General features: G+C 68.1%; 12 protein-coding genes. 4 read left to right on the forward strand and 8 right to left on the reverse strand.

Annotated elements, in window-relative coordinates; all coding sequences use genetic code 11:
- Nucleotides 1-118 precede the first annotated feature (118 nt).
- Both VARPA_RS11060 and VARPA_RS11065 read right to left on the reverse strand, forming a co-directional pair.
- The gene (locus tag VARPA_RS11060) at nt 119-1,258 is read right to left on the reverse strand and encodes a DSD1 family PLP-dependent enzyme (RefSeq protein WP_013540645.1); all 1,140 of its coding nucleotides are present in this window, start codon (nt 1,256-1,258) and stop codon (nt 119-121) included.
- A gap of 13 nt (nt 1,259-1,271) precedes the next feature.
- Nucleotides 1,272-1,940: an HAD family hydrolase gene (locus VARPA_RS11065; protein WP_013540646.1), complete on the reverse strand. Its 669-nt coding sequence runs from the start codon at nt 1,938-1,940 to the stop codon at nt 1,272-1,274.
- Between the two features lie 66 nt (nt 1,941-2,006).
- Here VARPA_RS11065 and VARPA_RS11070 point away from each other — a divergent pair, with 66 nt between their 5' ends.
- The gene (locus VARPA_RS11070; RefSeq protein ID WP_013540647.1) at nt 2,007-2,924 is read left to right on the forward strand and encodes a LysR family transcriptional regulator; all 918 of its coding nucleotides are present in this window, start codon (nt 2,007-2,009) and stop codon (nt 2,922-2,924) included.
- A 1-nt stretch (nt 2,925) separates the two neighbouring features.
- Here VARPA_RS11070 and VARPA_RS11075 read toward each other — a convergent pair whose 3' ends face one another.
- The 6 genes from VARPA_RS11075 to VARPA_RS11100 all read right to left on the reverse strand — a co-directional run bounded on the left by VARPA_RS11075 (nt 2,926) and on the right by VARPA_RS11100 (nt 12,098).
- Nucleotides 2,926-3,291, reverse strand: coding sequence for a DUF2845 domain-containing protein (locus VARPA_RS11075; RefSeq protein WP_049794397.1), 366 nt, complete (start codon nt 3,289-3,291; stop codon nt 2,926-2,928).
- Between the two features lie 60 nt (nt 3,292-3,351).
- Complete coding sequence (locus tag VARPA_RS11080; protein ID WP_013540649.1) at nt 3,352-3,810, reverse strand: RidA family protein; 459 nt, start codon at nt 3,808-3,810, stop codon at nt 3,352-3,354.
- Nucleotides 3,807-4,766 (reverse strand): transglutaminase family protein, encoded by a 960-nt coding sequence (locus VARPA_RS11085; RefSeq protein WP_013540650.1) that lies wholly within the window; start codon nt 4,764-4,766, stop codon nt 3,807-3,809. Before VARPA_RS11085 ends, VARPA_RS11080 begins: the two co-directional genes overlap by 4 nt.
- 19 nt (nt 4,767-4,785) lie before the next feature.
- Nucleotides 4,786-5,598 carry a basic amino acid ABC transporter substrate-binding protein gene (locus VARPA_RS11090; RefSeq protein ID WP_013540651.1) on the reverse strand — a complete coding sequence of 271 codons (813 nt, stop codon included), beginning with the start codon at nt 5,596-5,598 and terminating at the stop codon, nt 4,786-4,788.
- Between the two features lie 128 nt (nt 5,599-5,726).
- Nucleotides 5,727-8,498 carry a circularly permuted type 2 ATP-grasp protein gene (locus VARPA_RS11095; RefSeq protein WP_041942856.1) on the reverse strand — a complete coding sequence of 924 codons (2,772 nt, stop codon included), beginning with the start codon at nt 8,496-8,498 and terminating at the stop codon, nt 5,727-5,729.
- 63 nt (nt 8,499-8,561) lie between these two features.
- Nucleotides 8,562-12,098 (reverse strand): DUF2126 domain-containing protein, encoded by a 3,537-nt coding sequence (locus VARPA_RS11100; protein WP_013540653.1) that lies wholly within the window; start codon nt 12,096-12,098, stop codon nt 8,562-8,564.
- 246 nt (nt 12,099-12,344) lie between these two features.
- Between VARPA_RS11100 and VARPA_RS11105 the strand changes: the two genes are divergently transcribed.
- The 3 genes from VARPA_RS11105 to VARPA_RS11115 all read left to right on the forward strand — a co-directional run bounded on the left by VARPA_RS11105 (nt 12,345) and on the right by VARPA_RS11115 (nt 17,333).
- A complete protein-coding gene (locus VARPA_RS11105; RefSeq protein ID WP_013540654.1) occupies nt 12,345-14,684 on the forward strand; it encodes a DNA internalization-related competence protein ComEC/Rec2 in 2,340 nt (779 codons plus the stop codon).
- A gap of 200 nt (nt 14,685-14,884) precedes the next feature.
- The gene (locus VARPA_RS11110) at nt 14,885-15,712 is read left to right on the forward strand and encodes an oxepin-CoA hydrolase, alternative type (RefSeq protein WP_013540655.1); all 828 of its coding nucleotides are present in this window, start codon (nt 14,885-14,887) and stop codon (nt 15,710-15,712) included.
- A gap of 106 nt (nt 15,713-15,818) precedes the next feature.
- Entirely contained in the window at nt 15,819-17,333 is a 1,515-nt protein-coding gene (locus VARPA_RS11115) for a circularly permuted type 2 ATP-grasp protein (protein ID WP_013540656.1), read from the forward strand.
- Nucleotides 17,334-17,358 lie beyond the last annotated feature (25 nt).

Raw genomic sequence — 17,358 nt, forward strand, 5'->3', positions numbered from 1 at the left:
GGCGGGATCGACTGTAGGAAGAACGTGCAGGCAGGCAGTTAGCGTTTTCCCGCTGCTCGAAGGTATGCAGCCCGCCGAGGCGCTGCGGGTTTTCCCTGCCGCGCGCAGCCTGAGCGTGTCACCAGCCGTGGAAGCGTCCCCACGTCTGCAACGCACCGTCTTCGCCAAGCGCCTGGTATTCCGGGAACTGCGCACCGGTGGCGCACGCATGGTTGGGCAGGATGCGCAGGCGCGTGCCGATCGGAAAGCGCGTCGCGATGTCGGTGTCGGACGCGCCTTCGTGGGACAGGATGCCATGCTCCTGGTTCGCACCGCTGAGCACATAGCCGTCGAGCACTGCACCGTCGAGGCCGCAGACCTGCCCGTAGCCGTAGTCGCGCTTCTGCTTCTGCGTGCCGCGGTCGCGGCTCATCGCCATCCAGCCCGCATCGACGATGGCCCAGCCTTTCTCGACCTGGTGGCCGATCACTGTGGTGAGCACGCTCAGCGCGACCTCGTCCGTGCTGCAGACGCCGACGTTGCGCATCACGAGGTCGAAGAACACATAGACGCCGGCCCGCACTTCGGTCACGCCATCGAGGCGCTCGGCCATCAGCGCCGTGGGCGTGGAGCCCACGCTGACGATGGGGCAGGGCAGGCCCGCATCGCGAAGCCGCTGTGCGGCGCGCACACAGCCGGCGCGTTCCTGCTCGGCCATGGCCCGGAGCGCTTCCGGCGTGTCGAGGTCGTAGCTGGAGCCGGCGTGCGTCATCACGCCGGCCAGGTGCATGCCGCCGCCGTGCAGCACGTGGGCGACCTCGAGCAGCACGTCGTCGTCCGGGCGAATGCCGGAGCGGTGGCCATCGGTGTCGACTTCGATCAGCACGTCAAAGGCCTCGCCGTTCGCGCGGCCGAACTCGGCGATGGCGCGTGCCGAGGCGACACCGTCCGTGATGATCGAAAGCGCGCAGCCGCGGCGGCGCAGTTCGAGCGCATGCGGCAGCCGGTGCTGTGCCATGCCGACGGCGTAGAGGATGTCGGTGAAGCCCGCAACGAAGAATTGTTCGGCCTCCTTCAGCGTGGAGACGGTGATGCCCTGCGCGCCCGCATCGCGCTGTGCACGCGCGATGTCGATGCACTTGCTGGTCTTCACGTGCGGGCGGAAGCGCACGCCGAGCGCGTTCATGCGCGCCTGCATCCGCGCGATGTTGTGCTGCATGCGCGGCCGCTCGACGATGGCGGCGGGCGTGTCGATGGTGGCGAGGGTGAGGGCGGTCATGGGAGTCGTCCGTTCAGGAAATCGATGCGAAGGATTGGAGCCACGGCAGCGCGGGCGCGAGCGTGGCGGCTTGCTGCTCGGGCGATGGTGCACCGTTCGGCAAGGCGAGCCCGACACGGTTGTGCCAGAAGGTTCGCAGGCCTACGGCCGAGGTGCCGAACATGTCGTAGCCCGAGCCGGCGACGAAGGCGGCGTCGCTGGCCCGTACGCCCAGTCGGTCGAGCGCCATGCGGTAGGGGCGTGGATCGGGCTTGTAGAAGCCGGCTTCTTCGGAGGTGACGACCACGTCCCAATCGACGCCGAGCAACGCCGCCGCGCGGTGGCCGAGACGGCGCGAGCAGTTGGTGACCACCGCGAGCTTGCAGTGCGGCCTGAGCGCGTGGAGCAACTCGCGTGCGCCGTCCCATGCGGGCAGTGCGTCCCAGTGCGCTTCTAGCGCGTCGGGCGCGGAGTCGGCCATGCCGGTGCGGCGGGCGGCGTCTTTCACCAACTGCTCGTAGGGCACATAGGCGCCGCAGCCGTAGGTGAGCCGCAGGTATTCGGCGCGCCACGCGCGGCCTTTCTCTTCGGAGCCGGCAGCGGCATTCCAGACGGTCCAGGAGTCGAGCAGGGCGGTGAGCAGGTCGAAGAGCACGGCGCGCGGGTAGGCGCTGCGTGAGGTGATGGAGGCTTGCATGCGCATCGACTGTACGGTTTGAGACCATCGTTGTGCTTCAATGCGAACTCATCAATCGTTCAGCACAGCTTAATGATCCAGATCGAAGACATGCAACTTGCGGCGGCCCTGTTGCGCGAGCCTTCGTTGAGCGCAGCGGCACGTTCGCTCGACGTCACGCCGCCCGCGCTGTCGATGCGGCTGCGCAAGCTCGAAGTCACGCTCGGCCTGTCGCTGGCCACCCGAACGGCGCGGCGCCTCAGCCTCACGGCCGAGGGCGAACGCTTCGCGCGCGAGGCCGCGGCGCTGCTCGGGCAGATCGAGGGCCTGCGCGAATCGATGCAGCGCGACGACCGCCGCCTCACCGGCACCTTGCGCATTGCCGCGCCCTTCGGCTACGGCCGGCAGTACGTGGCGCCGATGCTCGCGCGCTTCGCCCGGCTGCACCCGGGCCTGCGCATCCAGTTCGACCTGCGCGAGACGCCGTGGCCCGACCGGCACGATGCCGACGCGATCATCCATATCGGCGCGGTGCGCGATTCGTCGTGGGTTGCGCGCACGCTGAGCGCCAACGAGCGCTGGCTGTGCGCGAGCCCCGAGTACCTGCGCGCACGCGGCACGCCCCGTGTTCCGCGCGACGTGATGGTGGGGCACGACTGCATCGTCATCCGCGAGAACGACGAAGACGTGACGCTGTGGCATGTGCGCCGCGCAGCAAAGCCGAAGGCGCAGCAACGGCGCGTCGGTGCGCGTGAAACGCTGCGCATCGCGCCGGCGTTTGTCACCAACGACGGAAGCGTGGCCCGGCACTGGGCCGAGCAGGGCATGGGGCTGGTGCTGCGCTCCGAATGGGACGCGGCGGACGCGATCGCACGGGGCTCGCTGGTGCGGGTGCTGAAAGATTGGGAGTTCGACAGCGCACCGGTCGTGCTGCTGGTGCCGACGCGCAAGGGGCGCACGGCGCGGGTGCAGGCGTTGATCGAGTTTCTGGAGGAGAGCTTCGGCAGCTAGTTCACTGCACCCGGTCGCCGTCTCGCACTGATTCGACCGCGCCGTTATAGAACCGCACGATCCCGAGGAAGTTGCCCTGGCCGCGGTGGTAGGTCCAGTCTTCCATCGGAACGCACTGCTGGCTGATGATCTGCCGCGTGCCGCCGCCCCGCAGGCCCGGCGCGACGATCACTTCGACCTGCGGGCGAGGAACGCAGACGATGTCCTTCAGGACCGGCTCGCCGCATTTGTTGAGCACGGAGAACTTCGATTCGCCGACGCCTGCGAGAAAGCCGCCGCAACTGAGCGATTGCGCGGATGCACCGCCCGGTTGCAGGGCAGCGAGCAAAAGCGCAGTCGAGGCGAAGGTGCGCAGGACGATGTTCATGGCGTTGAAGGCTTCAAAAAGAAAAAGCCCCGACCGGCGGGGCATTTTTTCTCAGTCGGATCAACCGACTTCGGCGATCAGTTCGATCTCGACGCAGGCGCCCATCGGGATCTGTGCCACGCCGAACGCGCTGCGCGCATGCGCGCCCTTTTCGGGGCCGAAGACTTCGGCGAAGAATTCGCTCGCGCCGTTGGTCACCAGGTGCTGTTCGGTGAAGGTGCCGACCGAGTTCACGAGGCTCATCACCTTGACGATGCGCTTGACCTTGTTGAGGTCGCCCACGGCCGCGTGCAGCGTGCCCAGGAGATCGATGGCGATGGCGCGTGCGGCCTGCTTGCCTTCCTCGGTGGTGATGTTCACGCCGAGTTGGCCGGCCCAGACCTTGCCGTCCTTCTTGGCGATGTGGCCCGACAGGAACACGAGGTTGCCGGTCTGCACGAAAGGCACGTAGGCGGCGGCGGGGGCCGAGACCGGGGGCAGGGTGATGCCGAGGCTGGAAAGTTTGTCGTAAACGCTCATGGAGACTCCTTGTCTTGGGATGTCGATTGTGTCTGGCTTTGCGAGGTGAGCTGGACCACTTCCCCCACCGGCTGCACGGTCACCCCGACGCTGAGCGTGTGCCTCGCGCCGCCATGCAGTACGCCGCGCATCGGCGAAACGTCGGAGTAGTCGCGGCCGATGGCCAGCGTGACGTAGTCCTCGCCCGGCTGGCGGCCGTTGGTGGGATCGAAGTCGGCCCAGCCGCCGTCGCCTTCGCCGCTCTCGCCGGGCATGTACACCGACACCCACGCGTGCGAGGCATCGGCGCCCACGAGGCGCGGCTGGCCCGGCGGCGGTTGCGTGAGCAGGTAGCCGCTCACGTAGCGCGCGGGCAGGCCCAGCGTGCGAAAGCACGCGATCATGATGTGCGCGAAGTCCTGGCACACGCCCTTGCGCTGGGCCAGCGCCTCGACGGCGGGTGTGTTGATCTCGGTGCTGTCGGCGTCGTAGTCGAAGTCGCGGTACATGCGCTCGGTGAGGTCCATCGCCACGTCGAAGGTGGGGCGTCCGGGCGCGAAGCTCGCGCGCGCGTACGCGGCAAAGTCGTCGTGGCGCGGCACGTAGGGCGAGGGAAAGACGAACTCGGAAGCTGCGTCGAACGTGGCGTCCTTGCGGAAGCGGAAACGCTCGCGCACGGTCTCCCAGGGCAGCTCGCGGGCGATGGCGTCCGAGAGCACCGGCACCGAGGTATCGACCACGCTCTCGGCCGTGACCACCAGCCGGTCGTGCGTGGCTTCGAGCGCAAAGAAGGCGCGGGTGTTGCCGTAGACATCGGGCAGTTCGCCGCGCTGCGCCGGCGGCGGATCGATCGTGAGCAGGTGGCTCACGAGCCGCTGCGAACCGGTGGCCAGCGGCTTCAGGTGGGCCAGGTGCTGCGCCGTCTCGACGGGCGGCGCGTATTCGTAGCGGGTTTCGTGGGTGACGTGCAGCAGCATGGCGTCGGCAATCGGGTTCTTACTTCGACGCGGCGCCGAAGTGCGAGGCGTAGATCTTCGCGTAGGTGCCGTCGGCCTTGATGTCCGCGAGGCCCTTGTCGATCTTCGCCAGAAGCTCGGCATTGCCCTTCTTCACCGCGATACCGTACTGCTCGGAGGGAAAGCCCGCATCGCTCACCGTCTTGAAGCCGCCACCCGCATTGTTCGCGAGGTAGTGCGCCACCACGCCGTTGTCGGCCACCACGGCCTGCACGCCGCCGGCTTCGAGTTCCTTCAGCGCGAGCGGTGTCGATTCGAAGCGCTTGATGGCTGTGTTCGACTTGCCGAGCAGCTTGCCCACGACTTCGTCGCCGGTGGTGCCGTTCTGCACGCCGACCTTCAGGGTCTTGATGTCGTCGAACTTCGCGACGGGCGAATCGCTCTTCACCGCGATGAGCTGCCTGGCCTCGAAGTAGGGCGGCGAGAAGTCCATGGTCTGGCGGCGCTCGTCGGTGATGGTGATGGACGACACCAAGAGGTCGCGGTCGCCCTGGTCGAGCGAATTGAAGATGCCTTCCCACGGCGTGTTGACGAACTTCACCTCGATGCCGGCCTTCTGCGCGACGGCCTTCACCACGTCGATGTCGAAGCCCACGACCTCGCCCTTTTCGTTCTGCGATTCGAAGGGCGCATAGGCCGCATCGGTGCCGACGACCAGCACGCGCGCCGCAGCCGGTGGTGGAGGCGCAGAAGCGGCGGCGGGTGCGGCGGCTTCCTGCTTGCCGCAGCCGGCGAGCGCGAGGCCGACCAGGAGGCTGGCTGCGGTGAGGGTGAGACGGCGATTGATGAGCATGTTCTGTCTCCTTGGATTCATTGTGGAACGCCGCGGAACCGGCTTTGCCGGGCCGCAGGCGTTGCCCCCCGGTGAGGGGGAGTGCGAAGCGACACGAAGTGCGCGAAGCATGGGAGAGAGCCAGTTTTTCAGGCGCCGACGGAGCGCAGCGATTCGGATGTGAGCGTGAAGTAGCGCGTGCCGATGGCGTCCGACACATGGTAGGCCGCGGTCTCGCAGTTGGCGAGCAACTGGATCAGCGCGGGATAGTTGGCCTCCGGCCCCGCGGCGCACAGGTGCTCGAGCGTCCAGGTGGCCGGATCGGGCAGTTCGTACGACAGCGCGGTGAGCTTGCCGGGCGCGCTGCCCGCGAGCCGAGCGATGCGCCCGCGCAGGGTCTGCGTGACCCAGGCCAGCGAGCGCGGGTTCTCGGCATCGAGCACCAGGAGGTCGACCAGCGTGGCGACGTCGCGCCGTTGCTGGTAGCGCGCATGGAAGGTGATGGTGCTGTCGAACAGCGCCACCATCGCCTCGAAGCCGCTGACCTCGTGCACCGCGCCGTTGTCGAAGCCGACTTCGAGCGCGTTCGACAAAAAGCCCAGCCGCTCGATGTGGCGGCCGATGGACAGCAGGCGCCAGGCATCGTCGCGCGTCATGCGGTCGGTCTGCGCACCGGTCATGGCGGCCAGCGCGGTGCTGGCGGATTCGAGCGCGCGCAGCGCGGCGCTGGCGGCAAAGCTGCCTTCGCCGGCCTGCTCGGCGGCGCGGCGCAGGAACTCGGCTTCGGCGCGCACGATCTGGTTCCAGTTGTCCTGCGAGAGCCGCTCGCGCACCGCGGCCGCGGCCTGGCGGATGCAGCGGAGGCTGTAGCCGACGCTGCCGCCCCCATCGACATCGCCGAGCTCGGCCACCAGGGCACGCTCGAACACCCGGCGCGACTGCGGCGCGCTCGGCGCCTCGGCCGGCACCAGCGCATTGCGCACGGCCATGCGGTGCAGCCATTCGAGCAGCGGGCGCGACGACTGGTCTTCGCCGCCCAGCAGGTTGAGCGTGAGGCGCGCCAGGCGCACCGCGTTCTCGGCGCGCTCGGTGTAGCGGCCAAGCCAGAACATGTTCTCCGCGGCGCGGCTGGTGACCGGTGCGCGGTGCCGCGCGAGCGAGGCCGGCGTGGCGTGCGGCTGCAGCAGCGTGGTGCGATCGACCTCGCCGTGCGTCTGCACCCACACGTCGGCACTGCTGCCGCCGCGCTGCATCGAGGCGATCTGCGCATCGGCGCCCGCGAGCCGGGCAAGGCCGCCGGGCAGCACGCGCCACGACTGCGCGCCGTCGCTCACCGCGAACACGCGCAAGAGCGCCGCGCGCGGCGCGATGTGGCCGGGCCCCAGGTCGCTCGTCCAGGTGGGGATCTGCGACAGCGGCAGGTAGCTCTGCACCGTGTGGGCGTCGCCCTCGCGCACGATGCGGCCGGCCCACTCGTCGAGTTCCCGCCGCCCCAGCTGGCTGCCGAGCACCGCATCGAAGCTCGTGCGGCCGTCGATGCCGGGGTAGGTCGGCTTGATGAAGCAGTCGCCCAGCTGCGGCAGCACCGCCTCGAGCGCGGCGCGCTCGCCGCACCACCAGGTGGGGAGGGCTGGCAGCTTCAGCTTTTCGCCGATCAGCCGGCGGGCAAGGCCCGGCAGGAAGCCAAGCAGCGCGGGCGATTCGAGAAACGCCGAGCCCGGCATGTTGGCCACCAGCACATTGCCGGCACGAATCGCTTGCAGCAGGCCGGGCACGCCGAGCGTGGAATCGGGGCGCAGCTCCAGCGGGTCAAGGAACTGATCGTCCAGCCGCTTGATGAGACCGTGCACCGGACGCAAGCCCTGCAGCGTCTTGAGGTAGAGCCGCTGGTCGCGCACCGTGAGGTCGCTGCCCTCGACCAGCGTCACGCCCAGGTAGCGCGCGAGGTACGCGTGCTCGAAGTAGGTTTCGTTGTACGGGCCGGGCGTGAGCAGCGCAATATGGGGCGGCACGCCGGCCGGGCACATGCGCTGCAGGCCGTCCATCATGGCGCTGTAGGTGGCGGCCAGACGCTGCACGTGCAGCGCCTCGAAGGCCTGCGGAAACTGCCGCGTGATGGCCAGCCGGTTTTCCAGCAGGTAGCCCAGGCCCGAAGGTGCCTGGGTGCGCTGCGACACCACCCACCAGTTGCCGTCGGGGCCGCGCGCGAGGTCGAACGCCGCGATGTGCAGCCAGGTGTCGCCTGGCGGCTTCACGCCGTGCAGGGCACGCAGGTAGCCCGGATGGCCGCGCACCAGCGCCGGCGGAATGAGCCCTTCGCTCAGCAACTGCTGCGGGCCGTAGACATCGGCCATCACCCGGTCGAGCACGCGCACCCGCTGCAGCACGCCGGCCTCGATCTGGCTCCAGCTTTCGGGGGAAACGATCAGCGGGAACAGGTCGAGCGACCAGGGCCGCTGCGGACCGTTGGTGGCATCGGCGTAGACGTTGTAGGTGACGCCGTTGTCGCGGATCTGCCGCTCCAGGCTGACCGCGCGGCGCGGCAGGTCGTTGAAGCCGCCCGGGCCGAGTTGGTCGAAGAAGGCGTTCCAGGCGGGGGTGAGCGGTGGGGTTTCGCTGGTCGCCGCTGACGGTTGCTGCGCTTGCGACTGCGATTGGCTCTGGGACTGCGATGCGGAAGATTGGGGCTGGGATTGCGATTGGGTGGCAGCCGGGCGTTCCGCGGCCGCGTCGTACAGCAGCGGGGCACTTGCCGCCGGGGCCGTACCCGGCGATGCGGGCCGCAGAGGCGCCACCGGCGTGGCCCCGCCACGCAATTCATCGAAGTGGCCGGGCAGGGCGGCCGGTGCGAGCGTCGACGCCAAGGCCGCTGGAAACTCCAGAGCTTGGGCGTCGAACAGGGATTCGTTCAAAGGTTCCACAGGTGGGGGATTGTCACACCGCCGTCACGGCGAGGCCGCTTCGGCAGTGTGCTAAATGACCCCTTATCGCCGCAGATCCAGCGTGAACGGGAATTCGCGGCTGCCCGGCAGCTCGATGGTGGCCGGCGGCGTGCGCATGAGGCCGGGCGTGTGGCCCATGCGCGTGAAGCGCGAATGGCGGCGGCTCTCGGCCTCGTAGGCGTTGACCGGGAAGCTGTCGTAGTTGCGTCCGCCCGGGTGGGCCACGAAATACTGGCAGCCGCCCAGCGAGCGCTTCATCCAGGTGTCCACCAAGTCGAAGGTCAGCGGCGCATGGGCGCCGATGCTCGGATGTAGCGCCGAAGGCGGGTTCCAGGCCTTGTAGCGCACGCCCGCGACGAATTCGCCGGTCACGCCCGTCGGCTGCAGCGGCAGAACTTTGCCGTTGACGGTGATGACGTGGCGGCTCTCGTTGAGGCCGGTCACGCGCACTTCGATGCGCTCGAGCGACGAGTCGACATAGCGCACCGTGCCGCCCGCCGAGCCTTCCTCGCCCATCACGTGCCATGGCTCCAGCGCGTTGCGCAGCGACAGCTCCACGCCCATCGCCTGCATCTGGCCCACGAGCGGGAAGCGGAACTCGAAGTGCGGCGCGAACCAGTCGGGATCGAAGGCAAAGCCGGCCTGGCGCATCTCGCTGATGACGTCGTCGAAGTCCATCTTCACGAAGGTCGGCAAGAGGAAGCGGTCGTGCAGCTCGGTGCCCCAGCGGGTGACGGGCGCCTTGTAGGGCTCGTCCCAGAAGCGGGCGACCAGCGCGCGAATCAGCAGCTGCTGCGCGATGCTCATGCGCGCATGCGGCGGCATTTCAAATGCGCGCAGCTCCAGCAGGCCCAGGCGGCCGGTGCTGGAATCAGGCGAGTAGAGCTTGTCGATGCAGAACTCGCTGCGGTGCGTGTTGCCCGACACGTCGATCAGGATGTTGCGCAGCGTGCGGTCGACCAGCCACGCGGGCATGTTGGCGCCGTAGATCTCGCGGTTCTTCGCGATTTCCTGCAGAGCGATTTCGAGCTCGTAGACCTGGTCGTTGCGCGCTTCGTCCACGCGCGGCGCCTGGCTGGTCGGGCCGATGAACATGCCCGAGAACAGGTAGCTCAGCGACGGATGGTTGTGCCAGTAGAGCAAGAGGCTCGCAAGCAGTTCGGGCCGGCGCAGGAAGGGGCTGTCCGCCGGCGTGGCGCCGCCCATCACGAAATGGTTGCCGCCGCCGGTGCCGGTGTGGCGGCCATCGGTCATGAACTTCTCGGCCGACAGGCGCGTCTCGAACGCGGCGTTGTAGAGGAACTCGGTGTGGGCGACCAGTTCCTTCCAGTTGTGGGCCGGATGGATGTTGACTTCGATCACGCCCGGGTCGGGCGTCACGGCCAGCATCTTCAGACGCGGATCGCGCGGCGGCGGATAGCCTTCCATCACGATGCGCATGCCCAGGTCGCGCGCGGTGGCTTCGATGGCGGCGACGAGGTCCAGGTAGTCCTCCAGGCGCGCGAGCGGCGGCATGAAGACGTAGAGCACGCCGGAAGCGCTGCCCTTCTTCTCGGCCGACGGACCGTTGGCGCGGCGCGGGTCGCGCACCTCGACGCACAGCGCGGTGCGCGTGACCCAATGGGCCGATTCGCCGCGCAGGGGCTGGCGGATCGCTGGCGTGGCGCCGGCGTTTGCGGCTGCGAAGGCCGCTGCCGCCGCAGCTGCCGCATCCCCGTTCGATGCATCGCCTGGGCTCTGCATGCGCAGCGAGGCGGGCACCACCGGCGGTGTGCCGAAGGTGTAGGGCACGTCGCCGAGGTTCGCACCGACTGCACCGGCCACACCGGCAGCGCCCGTGCTGTAGCGCGCACGGTAGTCGGCCGCGCTCGGCAACGCACCGCGCGGCGCGGTCGGGTCGCGCTCGATCAGGTAGGGATAGTCGCCCTTGCTCGCCCACGGTTGCGAGTCGAGCGGCAGGCGGTAGCCCATCGGCGAGTCGCCCGGAATGAGATAGAGCCGGTCGTCGCGCAGGAACCAGGGGCCGGTCTTCCAGCCGGGGCCGGCGAGCGCGGGCGCATCGCCATCCGCATTGCCGGGCTCGATGGGCAGCATGTAGCCGATCACCGCATCGAGCTTCTGCGTGAACACGCGGCGCAGGCGCACGCGTTCGAGTTCGTCGTCCAGCTTCGATTCGAAAGGATCGACGTTCACCGGCAGGCGGCGTTCGCGCCAGAGATAGTAGTAGGTGTCTTCGTAGCCGGGCTGGATGTAGCGCTCGGTGAGGCCGAGGTTGCCGGCCAGCGTGGCGGTGAAGCGTTGGGCGTCTTCGCTCGTGTAGTGCGTGGGGAAGCGCTCGTCGGCGAAGAGCGCCGGGTCGTGCCACAGCGTCTGGCCGTCGGCGCGCCAGAAGATCGAGAGCGCCCAGCGCGGCAACTGCTCGCCCGGGTACCACTTGCCCTGGCCGAAATGCAGGAAGCCGCCGTTGCCGTATTCGGCGCGCAGCTTGTGAACGAGTTCGGTCGCGTAGCCGCGCTTCGTGGGGCCGAGCGCGTCGGTGTTCCACTCGGGCGCATCGCGGTCGCTGGTGGCCACGTAGGTGGGCTCGCCGCCCATCGTGAGGCGCACATCGCCGGCCTTCAGGCGCGCATCGACGGCGTCGCCGAGCGAGAGAACCTCGGCCCATTGCTCTTCGGTGTAGGGCTTGGTGACGCGCGGCGATTCGTAGATGCGCGTGACCTTCATCTCGTGGCCGAACTCGACCTCGGACTCATCGACGCCGCCTTCGATGGGCGCGGCGCTCGACGGCGTGGGCGTGCAGGCGAGCGGAATGTGGCCTTCGCCGGCCATGAGGCCCGAGGTGGCATCGAGGCCGATCCAGCCGGCGCCCGGCAGGAACACCTCGCACCAGGCGTGCAAGTCGGTGAAGTCGACCGTGGTGCCGCTCGGACCGTCCAGCGCCTTCACGTCGGGCGTGAGTTGGATCAGGTAGCCCGAGACGAAACGCGCGGCCAGGCCCATGTGGCGCAACAGTTGCACCAGCAGCCAGCCCGAGTCGCGGCACGAGCCGCTGCCGTTGGTGAGCGTTTCTTCCGGCGTCTGCACGCCGGGCTCCATGCGGATGAGGTAGTTGACGTCCTGCTGCACCTGCTGGTTCAGGCCCACCAGGAAGTCGATGGTGCGCTGTTCCTTGCGGTCGATTTTTTCGAGATAGGCCTCCACCAGCGGCGTGACCGGGTCCGCCACGAGGTAGGGCGCGAGTTCTTCGGCCTGCGAGGCGGTGTACTTGAACGGAAAGTTCTCGGCCTGCGGCTCGAGGAAGAAATCGAAGGGGTTGTAGACCGCCATTTCGACCACGAGGTCGACGGTGACCTTGAATTCGCGCGTCTTCTCGGGGAACACCAGCCGCGCCTGGTAGTTCGCGAACGGGTCCTGCATCCAGTTGACGAAGTGCTCGGCCGGCTCGACCGTGAGCGAATACGAGATCACGTTGCTGCGGCAATGCGGCGCGGGCCGCAAGCGCACGACCTGCGGGCCCAACTGCACCAGGCGGTCGTATTTGTAGTGGGTGACGTGGTGGAGTGCGGCGTGAATGGACATGCGTTTTTGTGTGCAGTACTGCGAGATTGCATCGAAAAGATGTCTCTTGTGAGACGCATACTAGCCGAGATAACAAGCAATTAACGCGCCATCGAGCGCGGGTTCGGGGAGGGTTTGCATCATGTGTCGTGAGGTTGTGTGCTGACGCCGTCGCGTGCGTCCGGCAGGGGCGGGTCGTGGGCGTTTGTGGCGTTGGCGGGGTCGCTGGCCGGTGCGGCGTTGCAGCTTCATCAGCCGGCGTTGTGGATGGTGGCGGTCTATGTGGCCCTTCTGTTCGCAGGCGCGGCGGGACTGTGGTGGCGGCGTGTTTTCGGGCCGCTGCTGCTGGTCGCTGCGCTGGTTTGCGGCGCGATGGCCGGTGCGGGGCTCGCGGGCTGGCGTGCCGTCACCTACGCGAACGGGGCGCTCGATCCGTCGCTCGAGGGGCGCGACCTGCGCGTGACCGGCGTGGTCTCGCAGATGCCGCAGCGCAACGAGACTGGAACGCGGTTTCATCTCGATGTCGAATCCGTCCGATGGGCCGATGCCCGCAACGACGCGCCACCCACAGTGCCCTCGCGCATCGCGCTGGGCTGGTATGGCGAGAACACCGGGATCTGGGGGCATGCCGTCGAAGGGCGGGCAACTTCCTCAGCCATCGTCGGCGAACTGCATGCCGGCGAGCGATGGCAGCTGACGGTGCGGCTCAGGGCGCCGCACGGCAATCTCAATCCGCATGGCTTCGACAGCGAGCTCTGGCTGTGGGAGCAGGGCGTGCATGCCAATGGCTATGTGCGGACCGGCACGCGAGATGCCGCGCCGGCGTATGTGGCGAGCACATGGCGGCACCCCATCGAGCGCGCACGGGAGGCCGTGCGCGACGCCGTGTTCGAGCGCGTGGCCGACCGCAATCAGGCGGGTGTGATCGCCGCGCTGGTCACCGGCGACCAGCGTGCCATCGACCGTGCCGGCTGGGATGTGTTCAGGGCGACCGGCGTGGCGCACCTGATGTCGATCTCGGGCCTGCACATCACGATGTTCGCCTGGCTCGCGGCGCACGTCGTCGGCGCGCTGTGGCGGCGCAGCGGCCGCTTGATGCTGCGGCTGCCCGTGCCGCAGGCGGCTTTGATCGGCGGCGTGCTGCTCGCCACGCTCTATGCGCTTTTCAGCGGCTGGGGCGTGCCCGCGCAGCGCACCGTGTGGATGCTCGCCACCATCGCCTTGCTGCGCCTGACCGGCCGGCGCTGGCCGTGGCCGCATGTCTGGCTGTTGACCGCTGCGGTGGTGGTGGCGCTCGATCCCTGGGCGCTGATGCAGGCGGGCTTCTGGCTCAGCTTCGTGGCGGTGGGCGTGCTCTTCGCCACCGATTCATCAACAACGGAAGCGGGCGAGAGAAGAAAACCGACCGCCGGGAGCCGGCTCTTCCTGTTCTTCCGCGAGCAATGGGTGATCACGCTTGCGCTCACGCCGTTGAGCCTGCTGCTGTTCCAGCAGGTGTCGCTGGTCGGCCTGCTGGCCAACGCCATCGCGATCCCGTGGGTCACGCTCGTGGTCACGCCGCTGGCGATGGGGGGCGCGGTCGTGACGCCGCTGTGGGACGTTGCGGCCTGGGCCGTGCAGGCGCTCGCCGTCCTGCTGCAGTGGTCGGCGGGGCTGCCTTTCGCAACACTCTCCATGGCCGCGCCGCCGTGGTGGATGGCCGCCTGCGGCGTGGCGGGCGGCGCGTTGCTCGCGATGCACCTGCCCTGGTCGATGCGCGCGCTCGGCCTGCCGCTGCTCTTGCCCGTACTGCTGTGGCAGATGCCGCGGCCCGCCGCCGGCGAATTCGAACTGCTCGCGGCCGACATCGGACAGGGCAACGCCGTGCTGGTCCGCACCGCCAAGCACAGCCTGCTCTACGACACCGGGCCGCGCTACAGCCTCGAGAGCGATGCCGGCCACCGCGTGCTCGTGCCGCTGCTGCGCGCCATCGACGAGCGGCTCGACATGCTGGTGCTGAGCCACCGCGACACCGACCACACCGGCGGCGCGCCCGCGGTGCTTGCGATGCAGCCGCAGGCCGCGTTGCTCAGTTCCATCGAAGCCACCCATCCGCTGCAGGCGCTGCGCCCGACAGAGCGGTGCGAAGCAGGCCAGCGCTGGACCTGGGACGGGGTGAGCTTCGAGGTGCTGCATCCCTTCGATACCGACTACCGCAGCTTCACCCGGCCCAACGCCGTCTCGTGCGTGCTGCGCATCGGCAACGGCCGTGCGACGGTGCTGCTGGCCGGCGACATCGAGCGGCTGCAAGAGGCTGCGCTGGTCGCGCGAACGGCCGAGGCGCACCTGCGGGCGGACGTGTTGCTGGTGCCGCACCACGGCAGCAAGACGTCGTCGAGCGAGGCGCTGCTCGATGCGGTGCGCCCGCGCATCGGGCTGGTCCAGGCGGGTTATCGCAACCGGTTCGGGCACCCCGCCGGGGAGGTGGTCGCGCGTTACACGGAGAGGGGCGTGCGCTTGGTGGAAAGCGCGCGCTGCGGCGCGGCGCACTGGTTCAGCGAGCGGCCCGCCGAGCTGGGCTGCGAACGTGAGCAAAGTGCCCGCTACTGGCACCACCGCGTGCCTTGAAAACACGCCGACGGGTCGGTCGAGCCGCACCGGAGAACTCTTCAAAATCGTGAATAAATTGTTAAATGGAGGGCCGCTGGCTGGTTGCCACGTCGCGCTTTGAGGCGCCTGATGCGTTGTATCGCCCGGAAACAACACGGAGGGAGCGCCATGCGCGGCAGAGACAAGCTTCAGCGCGGATTCATTGGCAGGCAGGCGTCATGACGTCCGCCGCCGTGCCCGCCATCACCAGCGCCGGAGCGGCTTCTTCAGCGCCCGCCGCCAAACTCCAGATGCACCGCGAGGGGGCGGTGCTGGTGCTGACCATCAGCAACCCCGCGGCGCGCAATACCGTCAATCCATCGATCTACCGCGCCGCCGCCAAGGCGATACGCGCCACTTCCGGCTTTCGCACGGTTCGCGCCATCGTGCTGACCGGGGAGGGCGAGCATTTCTGCGTTGGCGGCGATCTGCGGCGGCTCGTGCGGCAGCGCAAGCTCCCGCAGACCGAGCAGATGGCGCACTCCGACGCCCTCAACGAATGGGTCATGGCGATGCAGGAAGCGCCCCAGCCGGTGATCGCCGCGGTGGAGGGCACGGCGGCGGGCAGCGGCTTTTCGCTCTGCCTGGCCTGCGACCTGATCGTTGCGGCCGAGGATGCGGAGTTCGTGATGTCCAACGTCAACTTCGGCCTGTCGATCGATGGCGGCGGCACCGATTCGCTGGCGCGCTCGCTGCCGCCGCAGGCGGTGATCGAGATCCTGCTGGGCGGCTCGGTCCAGCACGCCCGGCGGCTGCACGACTGGGGCGTGGTGAACCGCATCGTGCCGCGCGGTACCGCGTACGCCACCGCGCTCGCCTGGGCGCAGAAGCTCGCGCAAGGCCCGTTCGATGTGCAGGCGCGCATCAAGGAACTGGTCCATTCGGCGCGCGGGCGCAGCCGCCGCGAACAACTCGACGCCGAGCGCGGCGTGCTCGTCGAGAGCCTCTACAGCGACGAAAGCGGCAAGCGGATCAAGGAATTCCTCGCAGCCCGCAAGAAGGGATAGCACCGGGGCGAGCGATTCCGGCCTTTCACAAGCCTTTCGGCTTCGCATAAGGGGTTCTACTGGCCTTGAACTTGCTAAGCTATGGAACAAGGAGATTGGTCGTTCCATGCACAAATTCGATGAGATGTATGAGCAGTTGCCCTATACGGGGGCTGCAATCCGACAGCACTACAAGCGCTACGACCAATGGCTTGCGAAGCAACCCGGCGAGGTGATGCGATCGCGGCGCGAAGAGGCGGAACTGATATTCCGCCGGGTCGGCATCACCTTCGCGGTGTATGGCGCCAAGGATGAGGACGGCTCGGGCACCGAGCGGCTCATTCCATTCGACCTGCTGCCCCGCATCATTCCCGCCCACGAGTGGGACAGCATGGAAAAAGGGCTGGTGCAGCGGGTCACCGCGCTCAACCGCTTCCTGCACGACGTCTACCACGACCAGGAAATCATCAAGGCCGGCATCATTCCGGCCGAGCAGATCCTGAACAACGCGCAATTCCGCCCCGAGATGATGGGCGTCAACGTGCCGCACAACGTCTACTCGAACATCGCCGGCATCGACATCGTGCGAGCGCCCGACGCACAGGGCAACGGCGAGTACTACGTGCTCGAAGACAACCTGCGGGTGCCCAGCGGCGTGAGCTACATGCTGGAGAACCGCAAGATGATGATGCGGCTCTTCCCCGAGCTCTTCAACCAGAACCGCATCGCGCCGGTCGCCCACTACCCCGACCTGCTGCTCGAAACCCTGCGTGCCAGCGCGCCGCCCGCCACGGCCGAGCCCACGGTGGTGGTGCTCACGCCCGGCATGTACAACAGCGCCTACTTCGAGCACGCGTTCCTCGCGCAGCAGATGGGCATCGAGCTGGTCGAGGGGCAGGACCTGTTCGTCAAGGACGACTTCGTCTACATGCGCACCACGCGCGGCCCGAAGCGCGTCGACGTCATCTACCGCCGCGTCGACGACGACTTCCTCGACCCCGACGTGTTCCGCTCCACCTCCACGCTCGGCACGGCCGGCCTCATGCGTGCCTACAGCGCGGGCAACGTCGTGATCTGCAATGCAGTGGGCACCGGCGTGGCCGACGACAAGTCGATCTACCCCTACGTGCCCAAGATGATCGAGTTCTACCTCGGCGAAAAGCCGATCCTGAAGAACGTGCCCACCTACATGTGCCGCAACAAGGACGAGCTGCAGTACACGCTCGACAACATGAAGGACCTGGTCGTGAAGGAAGTGCACGGCGCCGGCGGCTACGGCATGCTGATCGGCCCGGCCGCCACGCAGGCCGAGATCGAGGACTTCAAGAAGGCCGTGATCGCCAAGCCCGACGGCTACATTGCCCAGCCCACGCTGAGCCTGTCGACCTCGCCGACCTTCGTGGATGCCGGCATCGCGCCGCGCCACATCGACCTGCGCCCCTTCGTGCTCTCGGGCAAGGAGGTGCAGATGGTGCCTGGCGGCCTCACGCGCGTGGCGCTGAAGGAAGGTTCGCTGGTGGTCAATTCGTCGCAGGGCGGCGGCACCAAGGACACCTGGATCCTCGAAGCCGAGCGTGCGCCCAAGGCGCAATCACAGTCCCAATCCCAATCCCAGTCGCAGAGCCCATCGGCATCGGCCTGAGTGCAAGCAAGAATTTAGGAGAACA

The organism is Variovorax paradoxus EPS, from assembly GCF_000184745.1.
Taxonomy (GTDB): Bacteria; Pseudomonadota; Gammaproteobacteria; order Burkholderiales; family Burkholderiaceae_C; genus Variovorax; species Variovorax paradoxus_C.